This is a genomic window from Janthinobacterium kumbetense (genome assembly GCF_023703445.1).
In the GTDB taxonomy this organism is placed as follows: Bacteria; Pseudomonadota; Gammaproteobacteria; order Burkholderiales; family Burkholderiaceae_D; genus Janthinobacterium; species Janthinobacterium kumbetense.
Map to the genome: position 1 here is coordinate 209,556 of NZ_JAMQGR010000001.1, position 23,924 is coordinate 233,479.

Consider the following 23,924-nt stretch of genomic DNA (forward strand, 5'->3'; position numbering starts at 1 on the left):
GATGGCCAGCATTCCCCGCAGCGCGTATGCCGAAATGTTCGGCCCCACCAAGGGCGACCGCATCCGCCTGGCCGACACGGAACTGTTCATCGAGATCGAGCATGACTACGCGATCTACGGCGAAGAGGTGAAATTCGGCGGCGGCAAGGTGATCCGCGACGGCATGGGCCAGTCGCAGCGCTGCGCGGCCGAGGTGATGGATACCGTCATCACGAATGCCGTCATCCTCGACCACTGGGGCATCGTGAAGGCGGATATCGGCTTGAAAAACGGCCTGATTTTCGGCATCGGCAAGGCGGGCAACCCCGACATCCAGCCCGGCGTCACGCTCCCCATCGGCGGCGCGACGGAAATCATCGCCGGCGAAGGCATGATCGTCACGGCTGGCGGCGTCGACACGCATATCCACTTCATCTGCCCGCAGCAGATCGAGGAAGCGCTGATGAGCGGCGTGACCACCATGCTGGGCGGCGGCACTGGGCCGGCCGTGGGCACGGCCGCCACCACCTGCACGCCGGGGCCGTGGCATTTGCACGCCATGCTGGCCGCCAGCGACGCCTTCCCGATGAACCTGGGCTTCATGGGAAAAGGGAATGTCAGCTTGCCGCTGCCCCTGGAAGAGCAGGTGCGCGCGGGCGCCATCGGCTTGAAACTGCACGAAGACTGGGGCAGCACGCCGGCCGCCATCGATAATTGCCTGTCGGTGGCCGACCGCATGGATATCCAGGTGGCGCTGCACAGCGATACCCTCAACGAGGGCGGCTTCCTGGAACACACCTTGGCGGCCTTCAAGGACCGCACCATCCACACGTTTCACACGGAAGGGGCGGGCGGCGGCCATGCGCCCGACATCATCGCCGCCGTCGGGCAAGCCAACGTGCTGCCCTCGTCAACCAACCCCACGCGCCCGTTCACCGTCAACACGCTCGACGAGCACCTGGACATGCTGATGGTGTGCCACCACCTGGATCCGGCCATCGCCGAAGACGTGGCGTTCGCCGAGTCGCGCATCCGCCGCGAAACCATCGCCGCGGAAGACATCCTGCACGATATCGGCGCCATCTCGATGATGTCGTCCGACTCGCAGGCGATGGGCAGGGTGGGCGAAGTGATCATGCGCACCTGGCAGACGGCGCACAAGATGAAGGTGCAGCGGGGCGCGCTGGCGCCCGACACGGCGCGCAGCGACAATTTCCGCGCCAAGCGCTATATCGCCAAGTACACGATCAATCCGGCCATCACGCATGGCATTTCGCACGTGGTGGGCTCGATCGAGGCGGGCAAGATCGCCGACATCGTGCTGTGGAAGCCGGCCTTCTTCGGCGTCAAGCCGTCGATGATCTTAAAAGGCGGCATGATCGCGGCGGCGCAGATGGGCGACCCGAACGCCTCGATTCCCACGCCCCAGCCCGTGCACTACCGCATGATGTTCGGCGCCTTCGGCGGCGGCCTGAAAAAGTCGTTTACGTTTGTCTCGCAGGCGGCCTACGAGCTCGATATCGGCCACCAGCTCAAACTGAATAAATCCGTCATCGCCGTGAAGAACATGCGCGGCTTGCGCAAGCACGACATGGTCCACAACAGCGCCACGCCGCACATGGAAGTAGACCCGGAAACCTACGCCGTGCGCGCCGACGGCCAGCTGCTCGTGTGCGAGGCGGCCGCTGTGCTGCCCATGGCGCAGCGCTATTTTCTATTTTAAGCGGGAGACAAGCATGCTCACTTTGCATACCAAACTGACGGCAGACGATCATCGCGCCGCCGTTGCCCAACTGGTGCTGCCCTACGACCAACGCGAAAAATGCCGGCTGCGCGCCGTGCTGTCGAATGGCGAGGACGTCGCCGTGTTCACCGTGCGCGGCACGGTGCTGCGCGACGGCGAACGCATGACGGGGCCGGATGGCCAGGTGGTGCAGATCGTCGCCGCGCGCGAACCGACCTATCTGGTGCAGTGCGCGGATGCGCATACCCTGCTGCGCTGCGCCTTCCACCTGGGGAACCGGCACACGCAGGCGCAGGTGGGCGACGGCTTTTTGCGCATCCGCAAGGACGTGGTGCTCAAGGAGATGCTGGAAGGCTTGCAAGCGACTGTGACGGAAGAAAGCGCGCCGTTCGAGCCCGAGGCGGGCGCGTATGGCGGCGGCCATGGTCACCACGATGGTCACGGCCAGCACTTGCTGGCGCCCGTGCCGCTGCGGCAAAAGATCCACCGCCCCGGTGACGCCGCATGATGCAGGCGTCGGCCCTGCTGCATTTGCTGCAGTTCGCCAGCCCGGCCTTGCCGATCGGCGCCTACAGTTATTCGCAGGGGCTGGAAGCGGCGCTAGAATCGGGCTTGGTGACGGATGCGGCCACGGCGCGCGAATGGATCGCCCAGCATCTGGCGCAGGTGGTGGCGCGCTGGGAGGCGCCCCTGTGCTGGCGCTTGATGCAAGCCTTCGAAGCGCAGGATCTGCACGCCGTGCAGCGCTGGAGCGAGCGTTTCATCGCTTCGCGCGACACGGCGGAATTTCGCGCCGAAACCATCCAGATGGGATATTCGCTGACCAAATTGCTGGCCGAGCTGGGCGTGGCCGACGGCGTGCTGATCGACATGCTGCAGGGCCAGCCGGAAGTGGCCCTGCCCACCGCGTATGCTTGCGCCGTGGCGGCGCTGGCCATTCCGCGCGAAGAGGCGCTGCTGGCCATGCTGTTCGCCTGGGCGGAAAACCAGGTGCTCGTCTGCGTGAAATCCGTGCCGCTGGGGCAGGTGGCGGGCCAGCGATTGTTGCTGTCGCTGCGGCCGGACCTGGAAGCGGCGGCCCTGACGGCGCAAACCTTGCAAGACGACGAGATGGGCAACTGGGCGCCCGGCCTGTCGCTGCTGTCGATGCGGCACGAAGTGCAGTACAGCCGGCTGTACCGCTCCTGAACACTACCACGAGAGACTACAACATGACATCGATTACCTCAAACCCCCTGCGCGTAGGCATCGGCGGCCCCGTCGGCTCGGGCAAGACGGCCCTGTGCGAAATGCTGTGCAAGGGCATGCGCGAGCGCTACGACATGGCCGTCATCACGAACGACATCTATACCAAGGAAGACATGGAAATCCTGCTGCGCGCCGATGCCTTGCCGGCCGAGCGCCTGATGGGCGTGGAAACGGGCGGCTGCCCGCACACGGCCATCCGCGAAGATGCATCCATCAACCTGGAAGCCATCGCGCGCATGCAAGCAGACTTTCCGAATCTCGACTTGATCCTGGTCGAATCGGGCGGCGATAACCTGGCCGCCACCTTCAGCCCGGAATTGTCGGATTTGACGATTTACGTGATCGACGTGGCTGGCGGCGAAAAGATCCCGCGCAAGGGCGGGCCCGGCATCACGCGTTCCGATTTGTTGATCATCAACAAGACGGATCTGGCGCCCTACGTGGGCGCCAACCTGGACATCATGGCGCAGGACGCCAGGCGCATGCGCGGCGAACGTCCCTTCGTGTTCACCAACCTGCGCAGCGGCGACGGCGTGCAGGTCGTTATCGATTTTATCCGCGAGCAAGGTTTGCTCGATCAACCAGGCAAGGAGCTGCAATGAGCGCAAGATTGATGAAGAAAACGGCCGCCGTGGCGGCGCTGTGCCTGCTGGCCTTGCCCGCCATGGCCCATCCCGGCCATGGCGAGAACGCCGGCTTCCTGGCCGGTTTCGCCCATCCGTTCACGGGCATCGACCATTTGCTGGCCATGCTGGGCGTGGGTGTCTGGGGCGGCCAGCAGCGCGGCGGCCTGGCCCAGCCCGCCACTTTTCTCGGCATGATGCTGCTGGGCGCGCTGGCCGGCATGGCGGGCATGACGGTGCCGGGGCTGGAAACGGGCATCGCCGCCACGGTGGCGCTGGTGGGGCTGGCCATCGCGCTGGCGCTGGCCTTGCCGAACTGGCTCGGCATGGGCCTGGTGGGCGTGTTTGCCTTGGCGCATGGCAATGCGCACGGCCAGGAATTGCCGGCCGCCTCGGCCGCGTGCGGCTTCATGCTGGCCTCGGCTGTCTTGCTGGGGGCGGGACGTTTCCTGGGCCAGGTATTGGCCGAGCGCATGCTGCGCGTGGCCGGCGTGGCCTTGACGGCCGCCGGCGTGGTGTTGATGGGACTGAATTAAGAACCGGGACGGCGCTCCGACAGCACGATGGGCGCCGCCTTTTCCGGGTGCAAGCCCTGGTGGCCCGCATACACGGCGGCAATGGCGGCCATGTCGGCATCCTTGTCGCCCGTCAAATATAAATGGTCGACGACGCCCAGCACCTTGTTCGGGTAGTCGATGTACACCAGCAGCAAGGGCACCTTGGCCGCCACGGCCAGGTGATAAAAGCCGCTTTTCCAGTTCGGACGGTAGCTGCGCGTCGCTTCCGGCGTGATGGCCAGCCAGTACCAGTCGGCGGCCAGCATGCGCTCGGCCTGGCGCTGAATGGTGCCGCTGGTGGTGCTGCGGTCGACGGGTTCGCCGCCCAGGTAGCGCAGCACCTTGCCCATCGGGCCGCGGAACAGGGAATCCTTGGCCAGCCAGCGGAAGGGCAAGGACAGCGCCCATTTGCCGAACAGGCCCACCATGAAATCCCAGTTGGACGTGTGCGGGTAGACGACGGCGATGCCGCGCGGCCCCGGCAGGGGACGGAAGCGCATGCGCCAGCCAAACAGGTGCAGCACGCGCAGCGCGCAACGCTGGTGCCAGGTCGGCAAGTCGCCCGCTTGTACAAATAAATCGTCCATTGATACCCTTCAGTGACACTGTTCTTAATGGGATGGCGCTGGTGGCCATTTTCCTTGAAGCAAAATTCTGCGCAGGCATTCTATACGGGGCTGGCGATGGCGACAAGCAGCCGAGGCCGCTATTCATGCGGTGTCGGGGCCGTTGCTGCTGCTATTTTAACGATGCTTGACCTCCGTGTCGGGCACTAAATGCGCACAATGTGGTCAAAACTTCATGCAGTGTTGATCCACCCGACAGGGAGCCATGGCATGAAAAACAGCATCGACGAGGTGAATGGGGAGAATGTGCGAACGGACAAGGTGATGGCCGAGCTCGTCGAGCGGGGCGTCGCCTTCCACCACGCACTGGGGCGGACGGTGGCGACAGCGTATTTGCGCGAGCACGCGGTACCGGTCGAGGTGATACGCCGCGTCTTCAGCAGCGTGCAGGCGCGTCGCCCGGCCCGGCCGGCACGGCGCCGATGGCGCTGAAGGTGAGGGAACGGCGCGGCGGCGTCAATAAAAAAGCGGCGGACGCGGCGATCGTCACGCAGTCAGTGCGTTGGTATCGTCGTGTCCGCCGCCAGGGGGGGGAATGGGCGGCGCAGTGCCGCTCAGGGGGCTTTCAGGGTGCCGTGCAGCTTGCCGCTCAGGCTTGTGCCGCCAGTGCCGGGTAGTCCGTGTAGCCGGCAGCGTCCGGCGCGTACAGGGTGTCCGGGTTCAGCGGATTCAAGGGCGCGTCGCTGTGCAGGCGGGTGGGCAGGTCGGGGTTGGCGATGAACCACAGGCCAAAGGCGACGGCATCGGCTTCGCCCTTGGCCAGCAAGGCTTCGGCCGCCGCCTTGTCCATTTTCTCGTTGGCAATGTACACGCCGCCGAATTCCTGCTTCAGGTACGGCCCCAGGCGGTCTTCACCCAGCGCTTCGCGGGCGCAGATGAAAGCGATGCCGCGCTTGCCCAGCTCGCGTGCCACGTAGCCGAAGGTGGCGTGCGGGTCCGAGTCGCCCATGTCGTGCGCGTCGCGGCGCGGCGCCAGGTGCATGCCCACCTTGTCGGCGCCCCAGACTTCGATGCACGCGTCCGTCACTTCCAGCATCAAACGGGCGCGGTTTTCAATCGAACCGCCGTAGTTGTCGGTGCGCAAGTTGGTGCTGTCTTGCAGGAATTGGTCGAGCAAATAACCATTGGCGCCATGGATTTCCACGCCGTCGAAACCCGCTTTTTTTGCATTTTCGGCGCCCAGGCGGTAGGCTGCCACGATGCCGGGAATTTCTTCCGTATCGAGCGCGCGCGGCGTGACGAACTCCTGTTTCGGGCGCACCAGGCTCACGTGGCCGGCCGGTTTGACGGCGCTGGGCGCCACGGGCAAGTCGCCATCGAGGAAGACGGGGGCGGAAATGCGGCCCACATGCCACAGCTGCAGCACGATCAGGCCGCCAGCGTCATGCACGGCCCGGGTGATGTGTTTCCAGCCTTCCACCTGTTCCTCGGACCAGATGCCCGGCGTGTCGGCGTAGCCCACGCCCTGCGGCGTGACGGCCGTCGCTTCCGAGATGATCATGCCGGCCGAGGCGCGCTGCGTGTAGTACTCGGCCATCAGGGCGTTGGGCACGCGGCCCGGATTGCCGGCGCGCGAACGCGTCAGCGGCGCCATGATGATGCGGTTTTTCAGTTGCAGACTGCCAATGGTGATGGGGTCGAATAAAGTTGCCATGATTGTCATTTCCTTGTTGGGGCCGCTCGAGCGGCGTTGAGACGGAGTGATCGAGATGAAAGCTGTGCTTACAAACCTTGCTGCATGTGATCGAGAAAGGCCTGGATGGTGGCTTCGTTGCGGCTGAAGAAACTCCATTGGCCCACCTTGGTTGCGGAAATCAGGCCCGCCTTTTGCAAGCTGGCCAGGTGCGCCGAGACCGTCGATTGCGACAGGTTCAGGCGGCGGTCGATCAGGCCGGCACACACGCCCAGGTGCAGCGGGTGATCCTGCTCCTGGAAATACTGTTCCGGTTCCTTGAGCCATTGCAAAATCTGCCGGCGCACCGGATTGGCCAGCGCCTTGTGGATGGCGTCGATATCCATATCGTTTCTCCTGAACATACAATTCGCTTTTCAACGATGTATATATCGTAGTTGTTCAATTCTAATATCGCTGTTTTGCGATATATCTATCTTACGATATAAATGAAAAGCGTGCTGGCGGCGCGCGTTTTTGAACGGATTCAGGCGGGAAGGGGATTGCGCTGCAGCACGGCCGGGCCCGTCAATACGATGCGCACGAGGTCCACCTGGCGCTGGGCGCCGGCCTTGGCGGTGGCGCTCTTGATCTGCGTGCGCGCCGTGTGGATGGAAATGCGCTGGCGTTCGGCGTATTCCTGCAGGGAATAGCCGTTGACGAGCGCTTCCGTCAGGCGCGCCTCGGCCACCGTCATGCCATAGAAATTGCGCAGGGTGGCGGCCAGGGAGGTGATCAGGTCGCTGCTGTCGCTGAGAAAGACGGCGATGGCGCTGGCCGAGCCGAACGGACTGTGCCAGGAGGGCAGGGGCGTGACGCGCAGGCGCAGCTGTTCTCCCGTCAAGCCGCTCAGGTTGAGCACGCCGCCGGGGCCGCCTGCTGCCGCCGTGCCCGTTTGCGCCGCCTCGTGCAGCATGCGCCGCAGCGCGCCGTTGTCCGCTTCGCGCGGGCAATACAGGGGCGCGCCTTCACGCAACTGCAGCAGCCGCGTCGAGGCCGTCATGGCCAGCGCCCGCTCGTTGGCGTACAGCAATTGCGACGTGGCGTCGAGCAGCAGCACGCCAAACGGCAGCAATTCCAGCACCTGGGTGGAACTCCGGGACAGCACTTCCAGCCGGCGCAGCTTGCGCTGCAGGGCAAAGGCCGTCTGCAAATGCGGCATCAGGCTGCGGATCAGCGCCAGCTCGCCCGCCTCGTAGGCGCCCGCCCGTTCGCGGCGCACCACGGTGACGTTGGTGGAGCGTTCGGCGCGCAATTCGACGATGGCCGCCGCCGTATAAAAGATGTCTTGCGGGCGCAGCCAGTCCGCCCAGTATTCGGTTTTCTTCAGGCAATGGTCGGGAAACAGCATGGAGCCGGTGACGACGGCGCCTTCGTGGTGCAGGGTGGCGTCTTCCAGCCAGACATTGCGCGCGCCGTAATAGCTGGCAAAGCTGGCCATGGCATCCGTTTCGAAGCCATAGGTGGCGGACAGGCCGCTGCCGGGCAGCTGGACGTCGACCGAGCGGTTGTTGAAATCATTGGCCCAGATCAAACCCGCGTGCGATTTCAGCTGGCGTGCAAAGGCGGCAAGGAAATCTTGCCATTGGATATGTTGTGTGGCCGCTTCATAGATCAGGGTAATCAGTGCCTGGCTGGCGACGGCGAGCGATGGCGTCATTGGCGATCCTCATGGCGGCAAGCGGTGGACAAGGCATGGCGCGGGCGGCCTTGGCAGCGGCCGCCCGGCTTCCCTAGCGCGATTCCAGCCAGCTTTTGCCGCCGGAGGTGCACGTGCTGAGGCTGGCGTACTGGCTCACATAGTTGTAACCGCTGCCGCAGCCCCCTTCGCCGGATTTGACGGGGCCGTAGCAAGCGCCTTCATAGCTGAGCTTACCATTGACGGTGGTGCTTTTGACACAGAAATTGTAGTTGCTGGCCACGGTGTTGTTGGGCAAGGTGGCGCCGTTGCTTTGCCCGCAGCCGAGTTCCTTGCTCACGGAGCGCGCGTAGTCGACCATTTTCTGGTACGTGCCGCTGTAGTAGGTATCCGCCTTGGCCTTTTCGCCCTGCTTGCAGGCGGCGATCACGCTGTCATAGCCGGAATCGGCCTGGGCGTAGTTGCCCGATACCTGGATGCCGCAGGCGCTGGCCTGCTTGCGTTCCGTATCGCTGATCAGATTGTTGTACTGGCAGGTGGACGAGGTGCCGCCGCTGGCGCTGGTGGAACCGCCGCCCGAGCCACTGTCGGCGCTGCCGCCGCCACCGCAGGCGGACAGCATGAGGCAGCCGAGCAAAGTGACGGCAAAGGTGGTTGGATGTGCTTGCATGATTTTCCCTGTGGACGGTGACTTGCCACCATGTGTCTGGTGGTATCTTTGCTACAAGGAATTGTATCGGGCATGTTTTTTGGAAACATCACCCATTTGGGGTATGCGCCGGCGGCGCGGAGTGGGGTAGGGCGGCCGGCAGGCCGCCCCGGCGGGGATCAGGCGAAGTGGAACAGCAGCAAGGCGATGACGGCAGGCACCGTTTGCAGGTAGAGGATGCGCGTCATGACGGTGGCCGCGCCCCATGCGCCGGCCACGGCGATGCACGCCAGGCCGAACACGGTAAACGCATGGGCGATGGCCGCGTCCGGGTGAAAAAAGCCCAGCGCCAGCGCCGCGACGAGAAAACCGTTGTAGCAACCCTGGTTCGACATGGCGGGACGCACGATCTCCGCTTTTTCCTTCGACAGGCCAAACACCTTGCGTCCGCGCGCATCGAACAGCACGGTTTCCAGCAGCACGATGTAGGCGTGCAGCAGCAGGATGAGGGCGGTAAGAATCTGGGCCAGAAGCAGCATCATTGTTCCCGAGAGTGAATGGATGCGGCAATTATGCGGCCATCAGCATGTTTTTTGGCAACTTTCGATTGGAGCGGCCGCACTACGCACTAGAAAAATGTGCTGGCGGCAAGCCTTTTCACCCGGTGGTATACTTTTCCTTTTGCTCCTGTGGGGACGACCCCGCTCGATGACGGGGCTGCATGGCGGGGACGACCCTGCCGCCTCAGGAGAGTACGATGGCGTGGATTATTTTGGTATTGGCTGGTTTGCTGGAAATCGGCTGGGCCATCGGCCTCAAATACAGTGCCGGCTTTACCCGCCTCGTGCCATCCGTGCTGACGGCTATTTCCATGCTGGGCAGCGTGGTGATGCTGGGCCTGGCCTTGCGCACCTTGCCGCTGGGCACTGCGTACGCCATCTGGACGGGCATCGGCACCGTCGGCACGGCCATCTTCGGCATCATGGTGCTGGGCGAGCCGGCCAGCGCCGCGCGTATCGCCTGCATCGCCCTGATCGTGTCGGGCATCCTGGGCTTGAAATTGCTCAGCCCCCAATAAAGGACGCCAGCATGAGCCTCGCCATGACATATTTCTACCTTGCCATTGCCATCATCGCCGAAGTGATCGCCACCAGCGCCTTGAAGGCGTCCGAGGGCTTCAGCCGCTTGTGGCCCAGCGTCATCACCGTGGTTGGCTACAGCATCGCTTTCTGGTGCCTGTCCCTGACCTTGAAGGTCATTCCCACCGGCATCGTGTACGCGATCTGGTCGGGCGTGGGCATCGTGCTCATTTCCGCCGTCGGCTGGTTCTGGTTCAAGCAAAGCCTGGACACGCCGGCCCTGATCGGCCTGGGGCTGATCATTGCCGGCGTGCTCGTCATTAACTTGTTTTCAAAGTCCGTCGGCCACTAAGAGCCTATCCCAGTAGATGAATACATCCCCTGCCGGCGCCCCTCAGAAGCGGGGACTGCGTTGATCGTCGTCGCGTGGCTCGCCACGCGTCCTCCTCACGCCTTGTCCGCGCTCCTGATGAACTGCCAGCAGATGACGCTCCCTACTGGAATAGGCTCTAATCAAAAGCTGCTGGCCACCCGCGCCAGGTAATACCACTCGGCATTGGCTGCCGCATTGACGTCGGGGAACAGGATATAGGCGTCGAATTCGGCCGTCACGGGCGTGCCGTCCGCGCGCACGCCGATTTGATCGCCCTGTTTGACCTTGTCAAAACTGGACCAGGTCTTGATAAAGCGGTCGCTTGCATGCAGTTTGTCGTGCACGACGACCATGTTCAGCGCTTCCATGTCGGCGTCGGCGATGGCTTCCGGCTGCGGCGCGTCAATGAAACCGAGGAAAGCCAAGGTGTTCATGATGGCGCGGTAAGCGACATCCGGCGCGGCCGGGTCCGCATGCTGGCCGCATTCCAGGGTGAGCGCATAGCCGCCCGTCGAGCGCATGTATTCCGTCGTGCCCACGCCGTAGCGCAAGACCAGGCCCACCTGGTCGCTATTGCCCAGGCGGCGCTGCACGCCCTGGCCATACGCATGCAGCCAGCCGTCGACGAAGCGGCGCACGCCCAGGCGGCGTGCCAGCGCGCGTTCCTTTTCTTCATGTTTGAAAGGTTGCAGCGGGCCGTCGTTGTTGCGCGGCCCCACCATGACGAAGGGTTGGCTGTCGGCATTAAATGAATGCAAGTCGAGCAGCACGTCGTGCTGGCCCAGCAGCGGGCACAGCCAATTGGCGATGCGGTCTTCGAAATCTTGCGGATCGTCGTTCGGGAACAGGTTGCGGTTCAGGTTGCGGTCGCCGCTGCGCACGCCCTTGGCGTAAGCGAGCGGGTTGGTGATGGGCACGAAAGTGACGCTGCCGGCCACGATGGACAGGGCGCCGCTGTCGAGTTCAGCCATCACGCGGTGGATGCCCTTGGTGCCGCAGGTTTCATTGCCGTGCACGGCGCCGGTGACGATCAGGCGCGGGCCGCTGCCCTGGCCCGTGTAGTTGATGGACTTGAAGTGGAGTGCGCTGCTCATGCTGGACATATCCTATTGGTATCAGGGAAGGGAAAGCGGGGTCGGCATATTTTAGCGGGATTCGCGGCAGCACCCGTAAAAATGTCGCCAGGAATGTACCCATCGCCCACCCCGGCATGGCATGATCGGCGCCAATGTTGTTTTCCCTTGCCGATTCCATGTCCAGTACGTCCCATCCTTCCCGCCTGTACGGCCTCGATACCTTGCGCGCGCTGGCCATCGTGCTGGTCTTCATGAACCATTATTTGTTGTTCGTCAGCGAGGGCGGGGCGTTTGGTTTCTGGGGAGAAATCGGCTGGACGGGCGTGGACCTGTTCTTTGCCCTCAGCGGCTACCTGATCGGCAACCAGATCTTTGCGGCCTTGCGCAGCGAGCAAGGCTTTTCCTTGCCGCGCTTCTATGCGCGCCGTTTCCTGCGCACCTTGCCCAGTTTTTATGCCGTGCTGGCCCTGTATTATTTGTGGCCCGCGTTTCGCGGCGATAGCGCGCGGCTTCCCTTGTGGAAATTCCTGACCTTTACGCAAAACATCAATCTGACGCCGGGCACGGCGTTTTCCCATGCGTGGTCGCTGTGCGTGGAAGAGCAGTTCTACGTGCTGCTGCCGGCCGTGGCGCTGGCGATCGCGGCTTGCCGCAAGTCGCTGCTGTGGGCGTGGGTGGCCGTGGCCGCCAGCTTTGTCGTCGGCATGCTGCTGCGTGCATATCTGTGGGATGAATATGTGCACGTGCCGCGAGGCGGCCTCGGCTATTACAAATACATTTATTACGCGTCGTGGTGCCGTTTCGACGAGCTGGTGGCGGGCGTGGCGCTGGCGCTGCTGAAAAACTACCACCCTGGCGCCTGGCTGCGCCTGACATCCTATGGCAATCGCACCTTGCTGGCGGGAATCTTTGGCACGGCGCTGATGTTTTACGTGTTTCTCGCCGATCACTATGGTTATTGGGTGACGGTGTTCGGCTATCCGGCTCTGGCCGCCAGTTTTACCTTATTGCTGATCGCCGCGCTGAGTCCTGCCAGTGCTTTGTATCAATTGCGCGTGCCGGGCGCGGCCAGCCTGGCCCTGTGGTCGTATGCGATTTATTTGCTGCACAAGCAGCTGTGCATCCTGCTGCGGCCCTTGTTGCAAGACTTTGGCTACGGGCCGGATGGCCTCACAGCCATACTGGTCAGTATCGCTGTCAGCATCGTCACGGGCTGGCTCTTATATAGATTGGTGGAAACGCCGTTCATGCGCTTGCGGGCGCGCTACTTTCCCGCGAATCATGCGTGACGATTACATGTCGATTACATGTCGATTACATCGAGTCCCCGTGGCGTGCCCACCAGTAATTCCAGGATAGCATGCACGCGCAGATTCGTCTCTTCATGTGCCGTGTTGAAGATCAGGGCGCGCAGGCCGGGCACGGCTTCCATGATGTGCTCGCTGGCGTAGGCATTGATCAATAACAAGACCAGGTCCGTGGCGCCCGCGCCGGGTTGGCGCCGCAGCCGGTCGTGGATCACGTTCAGCAGCGCGCGCTGCATGCGCGGCGTGGGATTGGTGATATAGGCGAAGACGCTCGGCGTGTTGGCGATGGCTGCGCAGAGGCGCCGTTCCATCTCGTCGGGTTTTACGTCGGAGGCGATATCGAAATACGCGGCATCCCAGCGCGTGCGCGCATACGGGTGGCCGGGCGGGAAAGAGTCGGCCGTTTCAAAACCGCAGATGCGGCTCAGGGTTTTCAGCCAGGCGAATAGGGTGGAGTTCATGCCGCGATTCTAGCGGCATTCCGCGTGTGCCGGGCCCTCTCCATATAAAGGGGGCTGACGCCCCGAGAAATGATTAAAGTTTCCTGTAAAAGAGCCCTTGTCATTCTGGGAAAGCCTCTCTATAATGCTGGTCTTCGGGGCGGTTAGTTCAGCTGGTTAGAATACTTGGTCGACATCCAAGGGGTCGGGGATTCGAATTCCTCACCGCCCACCAGAATTTAGCAGTAAGCAGTTTTCAAGAGTTTTAAGCTGGCGCAAGCCGCAAGCGGTCATTTGAAATACAATGATCAACAAAAGTTTTACGGGCGGTTAGTTCAGCTGGTTAGAATACTTGGTCGACATCCAAGGGGTCGGGGATTCGAATTCCTCACCGCCCACCAGAATGCAGTTAGAGAGAAAGGTAAAACCGGTTATGACACCGCGAACTACTACCAAGCTTTGGGAGTGACGCTAGTCGAACGGGTTTCCTTTGTCTCAAGAAAGTGAAAAACGCGGCTAGTCCGCGTTTTTTTGCGTCTGCGTTTTCCTTTCAGTTATTTACCCATCACATTGCAGTTTTACCTGGCGCCAGCGCCGATATGGAGATCAATATGCTTACAATCCGACTTCCCGATGGTTCCGCCCGTCAATTTGACGGCCCGGTCACCGTGGCCCAGGTTGCGGCCAATATTGGTACCGGCCTGGCCAAGGCTGCCCTGGCCGGCAAGGTCGACGGCAAGCTGGTCGATACTTCCTATCTGATCGAGCAAGACGCGGAACTGGCGATCGTGACGGACAAGGACGCCGATGGCCTGGAAGTGATCCGCCACTCGACGGCCCACTTGCTGGCGTATGCCGTCAAGGAATTGTTCCCGGAAGCGCAAGTGACCATCGGTCCCGTGATCGACAACGGTTTTTACTATGACTTCGCCTACAAGCGCCCATTTACGCCGGAAGACCTGGTCGCGATCGAAAAGAAAATGGCGGAACTGGCCAAGAAGGATGAGCAAGTCACGCGCAAGGTAGTCGCGCGCGACGAAGCCATCGAATACTTCAAGGGCATCGGCGAAGCTTACAAGGCTGAATTGATCGGCTCGATCCCGGCCGACCAGGAAGTGTCGCTGTATTCCGAAGGCAAGTTCACGGACTTGTGCCGCGGCCCGCACGTGCCATCGACGGGCAAGCTGAAAGTCTTCAAGCTGATGAAGCTGGCTGGCGCCTACTGGCGCGGCGACTCGAAAAACGAGATGCTGCAGCGTATCTATGGCACGGCCTGGGCCAAGAAGGAAGACCAGGAACTGTATCTGCACAACCTGGAAGAGGCGGAAAAGCGCGATCACCGCAAACTGGGCAAGCAGCTCGATTTCTTCCATTTCCAGGAAGAGGCGCCAGGCCTGATCTTCTGGCACCCGAAAGGCTGGTCGATCTGGCAGCAAGTCGAGCAATACATGCGCAATGTCTACCAGGTCAATGGCTATCAGGAAGTCAAGGCGCCGCAAATTCTCGACCGTGGCCTGTGGGAAAAAACCGGCCACTGGGATAATTACCGTGAAAACATGTTCATCACGGAATCGGAAAACCGCGCTTATGCGCTGAAACCGATGAATTGCCCTGGCCATATCCAGATTTTCAACAATGGCATGCGCAGCTACCGCGACTTGCCATTGCGCTACGGCGAATTCGGCCAATGCCACCGCAACGAGCCGTCGGGCGCCTTGCACGGCATGATGCGCGTGCGCGGCTTTACGCAGGACGATGGCCACATCTTCTGCCTGGAAGAGCAGATCGCCGGCGAAGTGACGGCGTTCCACCAGCAGGCGATGGATGTGTACACGGCTTTCGGCTTTACGAATATCGACGTGAAACTGGCCTTGCGTCCGGATAACCGCATCGGCACGGAAGAATCGTGGGATTTCGCCGAGGAATCTCTGCGTTCGGCCTTGCGCGCCTGCGGCGTGGAGTGGACGGAATTGCCGGGCGAGGGTGCATTCTATGGTCCGAAGATCGAATACCACCTGAAAGACAGCCTGGGCCGCGCATGGCAAGTGGGTACCGTGCAGATCGATCCGTCGATGCCGGGTCGCCTGGGCGCCGAATATGTGGCCGTGGATAACACGCGCCAGGTGCCGATCATGCTGCACCGCGCGATCGTCGGTTCGCTGGAACGTTTCATCGGCATCCTGATCGAACACTATGCGGGCGCCATGCCGCTGTGGTTGTCGCCGGTGCAAGTGTCGGTGTTGAATATTTCCGACGCTCAAGCCGATTATGTACAGGAAGTTACAACAAAACTGCGCAAAGCGGGGCTGCGCGTACAGGCTGATTTGCGTAACGAGAAGATTACCTATAAAATACGTGAACATTCCGTACAAAAATTGCCTTACATCTTAGTGATTGGCGACAAAGAGCGGGATGCGAATACAGTGGCCGTGCGGGCGCGGGGCAATGTCGATCTGGGCGTCATGTCCGTCGATGCCCTGATTGAGCGACTCAAACATGAAGTCGACACCAAGGCCTGACGAGGAAACTCGCTGCACGACCGTCTTACAAGATTTTTAAAGGAAATTACAATAGCTACTGACAAGTCACATCGCATCAATGGCGAAATCACTGCCCCTGAAATGCGTTTAAGCGGGGTCGATAACGAGCCACTCGGTATCGTAAGTTTGGCTGAAGCCTTCCGCCTGGCGGAAGAGGCAAACGTCGACCTGGTGGAAATTGCGCCTACCGCGCAGCCACCGGTGTGCCGTTTGATGGACTACGGCAAATTTAAGTATTCGGAGCAAAAGAAAGCTCACGAAGCCAAATTGAAGCAAAAGATCATCCTCGTGAAGGAAGTCAAATTCCGTCCGGGGACTGATGATGGTGACTACAATATCAAGTTGCGTAATCTCATCAAGTTCCTCGAAGATGGCGATAAAACCAAGATTACCTTGCGTTTCCGCGGTCGTGAGATGGCGCATCAGGATATTGGCTTCCGCATGCTGGAACGTCTGAAAGCCGATCTGGAGCCGTACGGCCAGGTTGAGCAGTTCCCGAAGATGGAAGGCCGCCAAATGATCATGGTTCTTTCGCCTAAGAAGAAGAAGTAAGATACAATAGCGTTTTACTGTGGGTGGAAACTGCTCGCGCCGGCATTGGCGCGGTGTCAAACCCCAGGCAGAATTTGCGCGGCCCGGTCAGCAATGTCCGGGCCGCGTGAACTGTAGTGGACTCGCATCCGCTGCACAACATGTGAAAGCAGGCATCTAAGCGCAGCGTCGTGTTGCCACCTGCAATCCTGTTATAAATGGAGCTGTCCGTAAGAGGACAGATTGCTATGCCTAAAATGAAGACCAAAAGCTCCGCGAAAAAACGTTTTCGCGTGCGTCCAGGTGGAACAGTCAAGTCGGGTCACGCGTTCAAACGCCACATCCTGACCAAGAAAACCACCAAAAACAAACGTCAGTTGCGCGGTACCCGTAACATCAACGCATCGGATGTCACATCCGTCATGCGCATGATGCCGACTGCTTAATCTCACACTCAATTTAAGGAGTTACTATGCCTAGAGTAAAACGTGGGGTTACAGCTCGTGCCCGTCATAAGAAGATTCTTGTTCAAGCTAAAGGCTACCGTGGTCGCCGCAGCCGTGTATACCGTGTTGCCAAGCAAGCAGTTATGCGCGCTGGCCAATACGCTTACCGCGATCGCCGCAACAAGAAACGCGTTTTCCGCCGCCTGTGGATCGCCCGTATCAACGCCGCTTCCCGTGAGCATGGCGTAACGTACAGCGTATTCATGAACGGCTTGAAAAAAGCAAATATCGAACTGGACCGTAAAGTCCTGGCCGATATGGCTGTGATGGACAAGCCAGCATTCGCTGCGATTGTCAACGCAGTTAAAGCAAAAATCGCTGCGTAAGCATCGGTCATTGCACAACGTCATCCGTAGGGTGACGTCATAAAGAGCGGGGCAGGGGTTTTAACACCTTATGCCCCGTTTCCGTTTTTGATTGTTGGATTTTAGATAACTGAGTCCAGAATTGATGTCCAAAACAGGAAATGCCGCATGAACTCCCTAGAAGAACTCGTCGTCTCGGCCCAGGCTGACTTTATCGCCGCCGCAGACGCTGCCGCACTTGAAAACGCCAAAGCCCGCTACCTGGGCAAGACTGGCCAGATTACTGAAATGATGAAGGGCCTGGGCAAGCTGGACCCGGACGCGCGCAAGGCGCAGGGCGCCCTGATCAACGCCGTCAAAGTGCAGATCGAGGACGCGCTGACGGCGCGCCGTGATGCACTGGCCGATGCCCAGATGCAAGGCCGCCTGAACGCCGAAGCGATCGATGTGACCCTGCCAGGCCGTGGCCGCATGCCCGGCGGCATCCATCCCGTGATGCGCACGTGGGAACGTGTCGAGGAAATCTTCCGCTCCATCGGTTTCGACGTGGCCGACGGCCCCGAAATCGAAAATGACTGGACCAACTTCACGGCGCTCAACAGCCCGGAAAACCATCCAGCCCGTTCCATGCAAGACACTTTCTACATCGACGGCAACGATACCGATGGCAAGCCCTTGCTGCTGCGCACGCACACGAGCCCGATGCAGGTGCGCTATGCGCGCACGCACACGCCGCCGATCAAGGTCATTGCGCCGGGCCGCACTTACCGTGTCGACAGCGATGCCACCCATTCGCCGATGTTCCACCAGGTCGAAGGCCTGTGGATCGCCGAAGACATCAGCTTTGCCGACCTGAAGGGCGTGTACCTGAACTTCGTCAAGGCATTCTTCGAGACGGACGACCTGCAAGTGCGCTTCCGCCCGTCGTACTTCCCGTTTACGGAACCGTCGGCCGAGATCGACATCGCCTTCGGTTCGGGCCCGCTGAAAGGCCGCTGGCTGGAAGTGTCGGGCGCCGGCCAGGTGCATCCGACCGTGGTGAAGAACTTCGGCCTCGATCCCGAGAAATTCATCGGTTTTGCTTTCGGCTCCGGCCTGGAACGCTTGACGATGTTGCGTTACGGCATCAACGACCTGCGCCTGTTTTATGAAGGCGACCTGCGTTTCCTGAAGCAGTTCAACTAAGCATTGTTCCGTTTGATTCATGGCGCTTGAGCGCCTGTGCGCTCGCGCTGTGAGCTTTGACCCTTTGAAGGCTTGATTATGCAATTTTCCGAAAACTGGCTCCGTACCATGGTCGATCCGAAGATGACTTCGGACGAACTGGCCCATCTGCTGACCATGTCCGGTCTCGAAGTCGAGGACGTCGATCCTGTCGCGCCCCCGTTCTCGAACGTGGTGGTGGGCCTGGTCCTGGAGATGGAAAAACATCCGAATGCGGACCGCCTGAATGTGTGCCAGGTCGACGTCGGCACGGGCACCATGCTCAACATCGTTTGCGGCGCGCCGAACGTGCGCCCAGGCTTGAAAGTCGTGTGCGCCATGGCCGGCGCCGTGCTGCCGCCTGGCGCCGATGGCAAGCCGTTTGAAATCAAGGTAGGCCAGCTGCGCGGCGTCGAGTCGCAAGGCATGTTGTGCTCCGCGCGCGAATTGAAATTGTCGGAAGAAAACGCCGGCTTGCTGGAATTGCCGGACGACGCGCCGATCGGCCAGAATTTCCGCGATTACTTTGCGCTCAACGACTTGAAATTCACCATCAAGTTGACGCCGAACAAGGCGGACTGCCTGTCCGTGCTGGGCGTGGCGCGCGAAGTGTCGGCCTTGACGGGCGTGCCCCTGAATGCGCCGCAGTTCCGCACCGTGCCTGTCACCAGCGATGAAGTGTTGCCAGTGAAAGTCAGCGCGCCGGACCTGTGCGGCCGTTTCACGGGCCGCGTCATCCGCGGCTTGAACGCCCGTGCCGCCACGCCGGACTGGATGAAGCAGCGCCTCGAGCGCAGCGGCCAGCGTCCGCTGTCGGCCCTGGTCGACATTTCCAACTATGTCATGCTGGAACTGGGCCGTCCCAGCCACGTGTTCGATCTGGCAAAGATCCACGGCAGCCTCGACGTGCGTTGGGGCAAGGCGGGCGAATCCGTCAAGCTGTTGAACGGCAACACCATCGCCGTCGACGAGTGGCTCGGCGTCATTGCCGATGAGCAGGAAATCGAATCCTTGGCCGGCATCATGGGCGGCGACGCCAGCTCCGTATCGGACGATACGGACAGCATCTACCTGGAAGCGGCCTTCTGGTGGCCGAACGCCATTCAAGGCCGCGCGCGCCGCTTGAATTTCTCCACCGATGCGGCGCACCGCTTCGAGCGCGGCGTGGATTTCGCCACCACCGTCGAGCACATCGAGCGCATCACGGCCCTGATCGTGGAAATCTGCGGCACGCCGGCCACGACCGTCGGCCCCGTCGACGACCACGTGGTGAACTTGCCGCAACGCCAGCCTGTGTCGATGCGCACGGCGCGCGCGCAAAAAGTCATCGGCGTGCCGCTCACCGATGAGCTGATCGCCGATATCTTCACGCGCCTGGCCCTGCCATTCACCCTGGCGGACGGCGTGTTTTCCGTGACCTCGCCCAGCTACCGTTTCGACATCGAGATCGAGGAAGACTTGATCGAGGAAGTGGCGCGCGTGTACGGCTTTGAAAACATCCCGACCTTGCCGCCCGTGGCAGCGAACGTGATGCAGATTGCACCAGAAAATACCCGCTCCTTGTTTGCGGTACGTCATGAGCTGGCCGACCTGGGCTTCCAGGAAGTGGTTAACATGAGCTTTGTCGATACGGCATGGGAGCGCGATTTCTCGGGCAACACGAATCCGATCAAATTGCAGAACCCGATCGCCAGCCAGATGAGCGTGATGCGCTCCTCGCTGATTGGCAGCCTGATCGCCAATGTGCGTTATAACCTGAACCGCAAGACGAACCGCGTGCGCATCTTCGAAGTGGGCGCCATCTACCAGCGCGACGACAGCGTGGAAAACGGTCCCCTGTCGGTGGCCGGTTACGCCCAGCCGAAGCGCGTGGCGGCCATGGCCTACGGCGCGGTGGCCGACGAGCAGTGGGGCCAGGCTGCGCGCACGGTCGACTTCTTCGACGTGAAGGCGGACCTGGAAGCGCTGTTCGCGCCGCTGGTCTTGCGTTTCAGCAAGGCGGAACATCCGGCCCTGCATCCGGGCCGTTCGGCCAACGTGGAGCTCGATGGCAAGGTCATCGGTTTCATCGGAGAACTGCACCCGCGCTGGATGCAAAAGTATGACTTGCCGCTGGCGCCTGTGCTGTTCGAAGTCGATGCCGCTGCCCTGACGCAACGAGTCGTGCCCGTGTACCAGGAAATCTCGAAATTCCCTGGCGCCAGCCGCGACCTGGCCGTGGTCGTCAAGCAATCGGTGGCCGTGCAGGATCTGCTCGACAGCTTCCACGCCGCCGCCAAGTCGAGCCCGGCAGCGCGTATCGTGCAAGCCATTGTTTTATTTGATGAATATCGTGGAAAAGGGCTGGAAGCGGATGAAAAAAGCCTTGCTTTCCGGATTAGCTTGCAAGATACTCAAAACACCCTGCAAGACGATGTTGTCGATGGCCTGATGGCTGTCCTCATCGATGCGGCCAAGCAGGGCCACGACGCGAAACTGCGTTCGTAATTACCGGACTGGCCGTCGCCTTGCGTGACGGCCTTTCCGTCGTCAACCGTAGACGAGCTTGCCATGTGGCGAGCTCGGGCGCACAGAAAAGGCAGGGCAGGAAAATTAATAACAGCGACGTTGATTCCGCCGTACTGCAGTCCGCACTGGCCGCAGATCTGCATCGGGCCATGCTGGTTGCCAAAGTGCGCCAGGAAGCGGAAAAAGATTTACCCACCTTGACCAAGGCGGAACTGGCCGAACTGTTGTTCGAGCAGGTGGGCCTGAACAAGCGCGAAGCGAAGGATATGGTCGAGACCTTTTTCGACGAGATCCGCAATGCGCTCGAACGGGGCGAGGCTGTCAAGCTGTCCGGTTTCGGCAATTTCCAGTTGCGCGACAAGCCGCAGCGGCCGGGCCGCAATCCGAAGACGGGCGAAGAGATTCCCATCACGGCGCGCCGCGTCGTGACCTTCCATGCGAGCCAGAAGCTGAAAAGCATGGTCGAAGAGACCAGTCCGCTGGCACGTGCTGCCTGAGTGAGTGGCGATGAACGAGCGCATCAGTAAAACCGAGTTGATCGCCTTGCCGCCCATTCCGGCGAAACGCTATTTCACGATCGGCGAGGTGAGCGAATTGTGCGGCGTCAAACCGCATGTATTGCGCTACTGGGAGCAGGAGTTTTCCCAGCTCAAGCCGGTCAAACGACGTGGTAACCGCCGTTATTATCAGCACCATGAGGTGCTGTTGATACGCCGCATCCGCGAATTGCTGTACGAGCAGGGCTTCACCATCAGCGGCGCCCGCAACAAGCTCGACAGTCGTGGCGCTTCGCATGCCATCGCCGACGAGCTGCCAGTGCTGCCGGCCGTGCCCGTCGTGCCGCAGGAAGCGCCGCTGGACCGCGTGTGGATACGCAATGAATTAATTGCGATTTTAAACTTGCTAAAATAAGATTTGTACCAATATAGGTGGGGTTGTCCGGTAGCAGCTGACTAAGTTGACTATACTGCATGGGCGCTCGGCCTTGGCGCTGACGCTACCGTACTGCGCGCCATATTTTGAATATAATGTTAATGTTGCGTTTTTGTTAGTGACGCTAAGCCGGAGCAGCGTTCAGGTTCCGGTAGTCTTTCCCAGGCCAGGAAAATTTAAGGGGAAACAATGATACGCGTTGCCATTTGTGATGATCACCAAATAGTACGAGCTGGATTCAAACAGATTTTTTCGTCGTCGAGCGATTTCAGTGTGGTGGCGGAAGCCGGTACGGGGCGCGAAGCGCTCGATATCGCCCGCCGCGAAATTTGCGATGTATTGCTGCTCGATATAGCCATGCCCGATCAGAGCGGCATCGATACCTTGCGCACGATCCGCCAGGGTCAGCCGGAATTGCCCGTGCTGATACTCAGCGGCTATCCCGCGCAGCAATACGCGTTGAACCTGTTCAAGATGGGTGCGAATGGCTATCTGAACAAGGAATGCGAAGCCGACGAGCTGATGACGGCCGTGCGCACCGTGTTCCAGGGGCGCCGCTATGTCAGCTCCACCGTCGGCGAGTTGCTGGCGCAATCGTTCGACCGCGACACGAATGCCGCGCTGCACACGGAATTGTCGGACCGCGAGTTCCAGGTCTTCCTGCGCCTGGCGCGCGGCGCCACCGTGTCCGATATCGGTGTCGCCTTGTCGCTGAGCATCAAGACGGTGAGTACTTACCGTACGCGCATCATGGAAAAAATGGGCTTGCAATCCAACAGCGACTTGACCTATTACGCAATGAAAAACAATTTGCTTGACTAGCGCTGCGGTGCGATCATGGAAACATGATCGCTCAGCCAGCCAGCCGGCACGACTTGTGCAGTGCAGCAGTTTGTGGCGAGGACTATAATTGGCCGGCGCCGGCGCTCTTTCCCGCGCCGAACCTTGCTAAGGATGCACATCAGGATGTATTTCACCGCTGAACCGGCCCCGAATCACCGCCTGCCCCTCTACAAGACGATCCTGTGCGTGACTTGCGCCTTGCTGCTTGTACTCAATGGTTTCAGTCTCTATCATAATCTGCAGTCGCTGAAGGGCACGAACGCCCTGCTCAGCCAGAGCGCCCGCGTGGCGGACCGCCTGCAGTATTTGAACGTGCTCGTGCTCGATGCGGAAAGCAGCTTGCGCGGCTATTTCATTTCCGGCTCCGAAACCTATCTGGGGCCGTCGAAGACGGCGACCACGGAAATTGAAAACGAATTCAACGAGCTGCAAACCTTGCTCGCGGGCAGTCCTACCCAGTTGAAAAACCTGGGCCAGCTGAAAAGCTTGATCCGTCGCAAGATGTCGATGCTGCAACAGTCGATCGATGTCTACAAGCAGGGCGGGCTGGCCGAGATCGTCAACATTTCCCGCGTGACCGATGACCGCGCCACCATGGACGAGATCCGCCTGCAAGTGGTGATCATGACGCGCGAGCAGAATGAAGCGTTGTCTTCCGGCAGCGCCGCCTTTTACCATGAGTACCAGAAAGCCGTGCTGCTCGGCATCGGCATCAATGCCCTGGCCATCCTCGTGCTGATCATGTTTTACCAGCTGGTGCGGCGCAGTTTCCAGAATCGCGCGGCCGTCGAGTATGCATTGCAAAATGCCAACGACACCCTGGAGTCGACGGTCAGCAAGCGTACGGAGCAGTTATCCGTGCTATCGCGTCATTTGATCAGCGTCAATGAAGTGGAAAAGGCGCGCCTGGCGCGCGAATTGCACGATGAACTGGGCGCCAACCTGACGTCGATCAGCATGGACCTGGGCGCCGTCACGCAGCAACTGGCGCACACGCAGCCGGAACTGGCCGCGCAATTGCGCCGCGCCAAGGCTACCTTGCTGGAAACGGTGGAACTGAAGCGCCGCATCGTCGAAGACCTGCGTCCCAGCCTGCTGGACAACCTGGGCCTGTGCGCCGCCATCGAAAGCTATTGCGAGGATTTTGCGCGCATGAGTTCCGTGCGCTGCGAAACGGATGTGGCCATCAATATCGACAACCGCGAAGCCACCCTGACGATTGCCCTGTTCCGTATCGTGCAGGAATCGCTGACCAATATCCTGAAATATGCGCGCGCCGGCATGGTCAGCGTGACCTTGAAGCGCAATGAACACGGCCTGGTGCTGCGCGTGATCGACGACGGCATCGGCATCACGGAAGATGCGCTGCAAAAACCCATGTCGCACGGCTTGCTGGGCATGCGCGAGCGGGCCTTGTTGCTGGGCGGCACACTCACCGTGCGCCAGGGGCCGGAAGGCAAGGGCACGTGCGTGGAAGCCGTGATTCCCCTGCCGCTGACGCCGGAGCCGGAAGACATCGATGCGGATGCCGAAGCGTAATGGA

The 23,924-nt window shown here is 60.7% G+C and carries 27 protein-coding genes and 2 tRNA genes; 21 read left to right on the plus strand and 8 right to left on the minus strand.

Translation table 11 applies throughout. From position 1 onward, the window contains the following. Position 1: 1 nt before the first annotated feature. Genes ureC through NCG91_RS00925 form a run of 5 tightly spaced genes read left to right on the plus strand, consistent with a single transcriptional unit; the run spans position 2 to position 4,130 of the window. The gene (gene ureC / locus NCG91_RS00905) at positions 2-1,702 is read left to right on the plus strand and encodes an urease subunit alpha (protein ID WP_251348198.1); all 1,701 of its coding nucleotides are present in this window, start codon (positions 2-4) and stop codon (positions 1,700-1,702) included. Between the two features lie 13 nt (positions 1,703-1,715). Further along, positions 1,716-2,231 (plus strand): urease accessory protein UreE, encoded by a 516-nt coding sequence (gene ureE, locus NCG91_RS00910; protein ID WP_251348199.1) that lies wholly within the window; start codon positions 1,716-1,718, stop codon positions 2,229-2,231. Continuing rightward, entirely contained in the window at positions 2,231-2,911 is a 681-nt protein-coding gene (locus NCG91_RS00915) for an urease accessory protein UreF (RefSeq protein ID WP_251349201.1), read from the plus strand. The genes ureE and NCG91_RS00915 overlap by 1 nt, the downstream gene beginning before the upstream one ends. A 23-nt stretch (positions 2,912-2,934) precedes the next feature. Further along, positions 2,935-3,573: an urease accessory protein UreG gene (gene ureG, locus NCG91_RS00920; protein WP_251348200.1), complete on the plus strand. Its 639-nt coding sequence runs from the start codon at positions 2,935-2,937 to the stop codon at positions 3,571-3,573. After that, complete coding sequence (locus NCG91_RS00925; protein WP_251348201.1) at positions 3,570-4,130, plus strand: HupE/UreJ family protein; 561 nt, start codon at positions 3,570-3,572, stop codon at positions 4,128-4,130. The genes ureG and NCG91_RS00925 overlap by 4 nt, the downstream gene beginning before the upstream one ends. Here NCG91_RS00925 and NCG91_RS00930 read toward each other — a convergent pair. After that, a complete protein-coding gene (locus NCG91_RS00930; RefSeq protein ID WP_099667400.1) occupies positions 4,127-4,738 on the minus strand; it encodes a 1-acyl-sn-glycerol-3-phosphate acyltransferase in 612 nt (203 codons plus the stop codon). The two genes, NCG91_RS00925 and NCG91_RS00930, sit on opposite strands and share 4 nt — an antisense overlap. 249 nt (positions 4,739-4,987) lie before the next feature. Here NCG91_RS00930 and NCG91_RS00935 point away from each other — a divergent pair, with 249 nt between their 5' ends. Further along, positions 4,988-5,209 (plus strand): hypothetical protein, encoded by a 222-nt coding sequence (locus tag NCG91_RS00935; RefSeq protein WP_077406246.1) that lies wholly within the window; start codon positions 4,988-4,990, stop codon positions 5,207-5,209. Between the two features lie 157 nt (positions 5,210-5,366). Here NCG91_RS00935 and NCG91_RS00940 read toward each other — a convergent pair whose 3' ends face one another. From NCG91_RS00940 to NCG91_RS00960, 5 genes are all read right to left on the minus strand, one after another. After that, positions 5,367-6,431 carry an alkene reductase gene (locus NCG91_RS00940; RefSeq protein WP_251348202.1) on the minus strand — a complete coding sequence of 355 codons (1,065 nt, stop codon included), beginning with the start codon at positions 6,429-6,431 and terminating at the stop codon, positions 5,367-5,369. Positions 6,432-6,499: 68 nt separating this feature from the next. After that, on the minus strand, positions 6,500-6,796 hold the full coding sequence (locus tag NCG91_RS00945) for an ArsR/SmtB family transcription factor (protein ID WP_034751927.1): 297 nt from the start codon (positions 6,794-6,796) through the stop codon (positions 6,500-6,502). A 140-nt stretch (positions 6,797-6,936) separates the two neighbouring features. Then, positions 6,937-8,109: a helix-turn-helix transcriptional regulator gene (locus tag NCG91_RS00950; protein WP_251348203.1), complete on the minus strand. Its 1,173-nt coding sequence runs from the start codon at positions 8,107-8,109 to the stop codon at positions 6,937-6,939. 73 nt (positions 8,110-8,182) lie between these two features. Further along, a complete protein-coding gene (locus NCG91_RS00955; RefSeq protein WP_251348204.1) occupies positions 8,183-8,758 on the minus strand; it encodes a hypothetical protein in 576 nt (191 codons plus the stop codon). A gap of 158 nt (positions 8,759-8,916) precedes the next feature. Continuing rightward, positions 8,917-9,279, minus strand: a complete 363-nt coding sequence (locus tag NCG91_RS00960; protein WP_435526459.1) for a DUF1304 domain-containing protein — start codon at positions 9,277-9,279, stop codon at positions 8,917-8,919. A 215-nt stretch (positions 9,280-9,494) separates the two neighbouring features. On the opposite strand from NCG91_RS00960, the gene sugE reads away from it, so the two are divergent. Both sugE and NCG91_RS00970 read left to right on the plus strand, forming a co-directional pair. Next, a complete protein-coding gene (sugE, locus tag NCG91_RS00965) occupies positions 9,495-9,815 on the plus strand; it encodes a quaternary ammonium compound efflux SMR transporter SugE (RefSeq protein WP_034783172.1) in 321 nt (106 codons plus the stop codon). Between the two features lie 23 nt (positions 9,816-9,838). Continuing rightward, positions 9,839-10,168, plus strand: a complete 330-nt coding sequence (locus NCG91_RS00970; RefSeq protein ID WP_070217979.1) for an SMR family transporter — start codon at positions 9,839-9,841, stop codon at positions 10,166-10,168. A 161-nt stretch (positions 10,169-10,329) separates the two neighbouring features. Here the strand turns inward: NCG91_RS00970 and NCG91_RS00975 are convergent, their stop codons facing one another. Continuing rightward, positions 10,330-11,292 carry a M14 family metallopeptidase gene (locus NCG91_RS00975; RefSeq protein ID WP_435526460.1) on the minus strand — a complete coding sequence of 321 codons (963 nt, stop codon included), beginning with the start codon at positions 11,290-11,292 and terminating at the stop codon, positions 10,330-10,332. Positions 11,293-11,441: 149 nt separating this feature from the next. Between NCG91_RS00975 and NCG91_RS00980 the strand changes: the two genes are divergently transcribed. Beyond that, on the plus strand, positions 11,442-12,554 hold the full coding sequence (locus NCG91_RS00980) for an acyltransferase family protein (RefSeq protein WP_251348207.1): 1,113 nt from the start codon (positions 11,442-11,444) through the stop codon (positions 12,552-12,554). Between the two features lie 14 nt (positions 12,555-12,568). Here the strand turns inward: NCG91_RS00980 and NCG91_RS00985 are convergent, their stop codons facing one another. After that, complete coding sequence (locus tag NCG91_RS00985) at positions 12,569-13,033, minus strand: hypothetical protein (RefSeq protein WP_099667406.1); 465 nt, start codon at positions 13,031-13,033, stop codon at positions 12,569-12,571. A gap of 137 nt (positions 13,034-13,170) precedes the next feature. On the opposite strand from NCG91_RS00985, the gene NCG91_RS00990 reads away from it, so the two are divergent. From NCG91_RS00990 to NCG91_RS01045, 12 genes are all read left to right on the plus strand, one after another. Further along, positions 13,171-13,247: transfer RNA gene (locus NCG91_RS00990), tRNA-Val, on the plus strand. 89 nt (positions 13,248-13,336) lie between these two features. Further along, positions 13,337-13,413, plus strand: a tRNA-Val gene (locus NCG91_RS00995). 210 nt (positions 13,414-13,623) lie between these two features. Further along, on the plus strand, positions 13,624-15,531 hold the full coding sequence (gene thrS, locus NCG91_RS01000; RefSeq protein WP_102294334.1) for a threonine--tRNA ligase: 1,908 nt from the start codon (positions 13,624-13,626) through the stop codon (positions 15,529-15,531). A 12-nt stretch (positions 15,532-15,543) separates the two neighbouring features. Beyond that, on the plus strand, positions 15,544-16,104 hold the full coding sequence (infC, locus tag NCG91_RS01005; protein WP_205711303.1) for a translation initiation factor IF-3: 561 nt from the start codon (positions 15,544-15,546) through the stop codon (positions 16,102-16,104). A gap of 227 nt (positions 16,105-16,331) precedes the next feature. After that, positions 16,332-16,529, plus strand: coding sequence for a 50S ribosomal protein L35 (rpmI, locus tag NCG91_RS01010; RefSeq protein ID WP_038493025.1), 198 nt, complete (start codon positions 16,332-16,334; stop codon positions 16,527-16,529). Between the two features lie 26 nt (positions 16,530-16,555). Next, positions 16,556-16,915: a 50S ribosomal protein L20 gene (gene rplT, locus NCG91_RS01015; RefSeq protein ID WP_010399214.1), complete on the plus strand. Its 360-nt coding sequence runs from the start codon at positions 16,556-16,558 to the stop codon at positions 16,913-16,915. Between the two features lie 147 nt (positions 16,916-17,062). After that, complete coding sequence (pheS, locus tag NCG91_RS01020; protein WP_034751917.1) at positions 17,063-18,079, plus strand: phenylalanine--tRNA ligase subunit alpha; 1,017 nt, start codon at positions 17,063-17,065, stop codon at positions 18,077-18,079. Between the two features lie 78 nt (positions 18,080-18,157). Next, positions 18,158-20,584, plus strand: a complete 2,427-nt coding sequence (gene pheT / locus NCG91_RS01025; protein ID WP_251348208.1) for a phenylalanine--tRNA ligase subunit beta — start codon at positions 18,158-18,160, stop codon at positions 20,582-20,584. A 170-nt stretch (positions 20,585-20,754) separates the two neighbouring features. After that, positions 20,755-21,102: an integration host factor subunit alpha gene (locus NCG91_RS01030; RefSeq protein ID WP_010399205.1), complete on the plus strand. Its 348-nt coding sequence runs from the start codon at positions 20,755-20,757 to the stop codon at positions 21,100-21,102. Between the two features lie 10 nt (positions 21,103-21,112). Further along, positions 21,113-21,517: a MerR family transcriptional regulator gene (locus tag NCG91_RS01035; protein ID WP_251348209.1), complete on the plus strand. Its 405-nt coding sequence runs from the start codon at positions 21,113-21,115 to the stop codon at positions 21,515-21,517. Between the two features lie 210 nt (positions 21,518-21,727). After that, the gene (locus tag NCG91_RS01040) at positions 21,728-22,360 is read left to right on the plus strand and encodes a response regulator (RefSeq protein WP_034783185.1); all 633 of its coding nucleotides are present in this window, start codon (positions 21,728-21,730) and stop codon (positions 22,358-22,360) included. A 144-nt stretch (positions 22,361-22,504) separates the two neighbouring features. After that, positions 22,505-23,920: a sensor histidine kinase gene (locus NCG91_RS01045; RefSeq protein WP_077406205.1), complete on the plus strand. Its 1,416-nt coding sequence runs from the start codon at positions 22,505-22,507 to the stop codon at positions 23,918-23,920. Positions 23,921-23,924 lie beyond the last annotated feature (4 nt).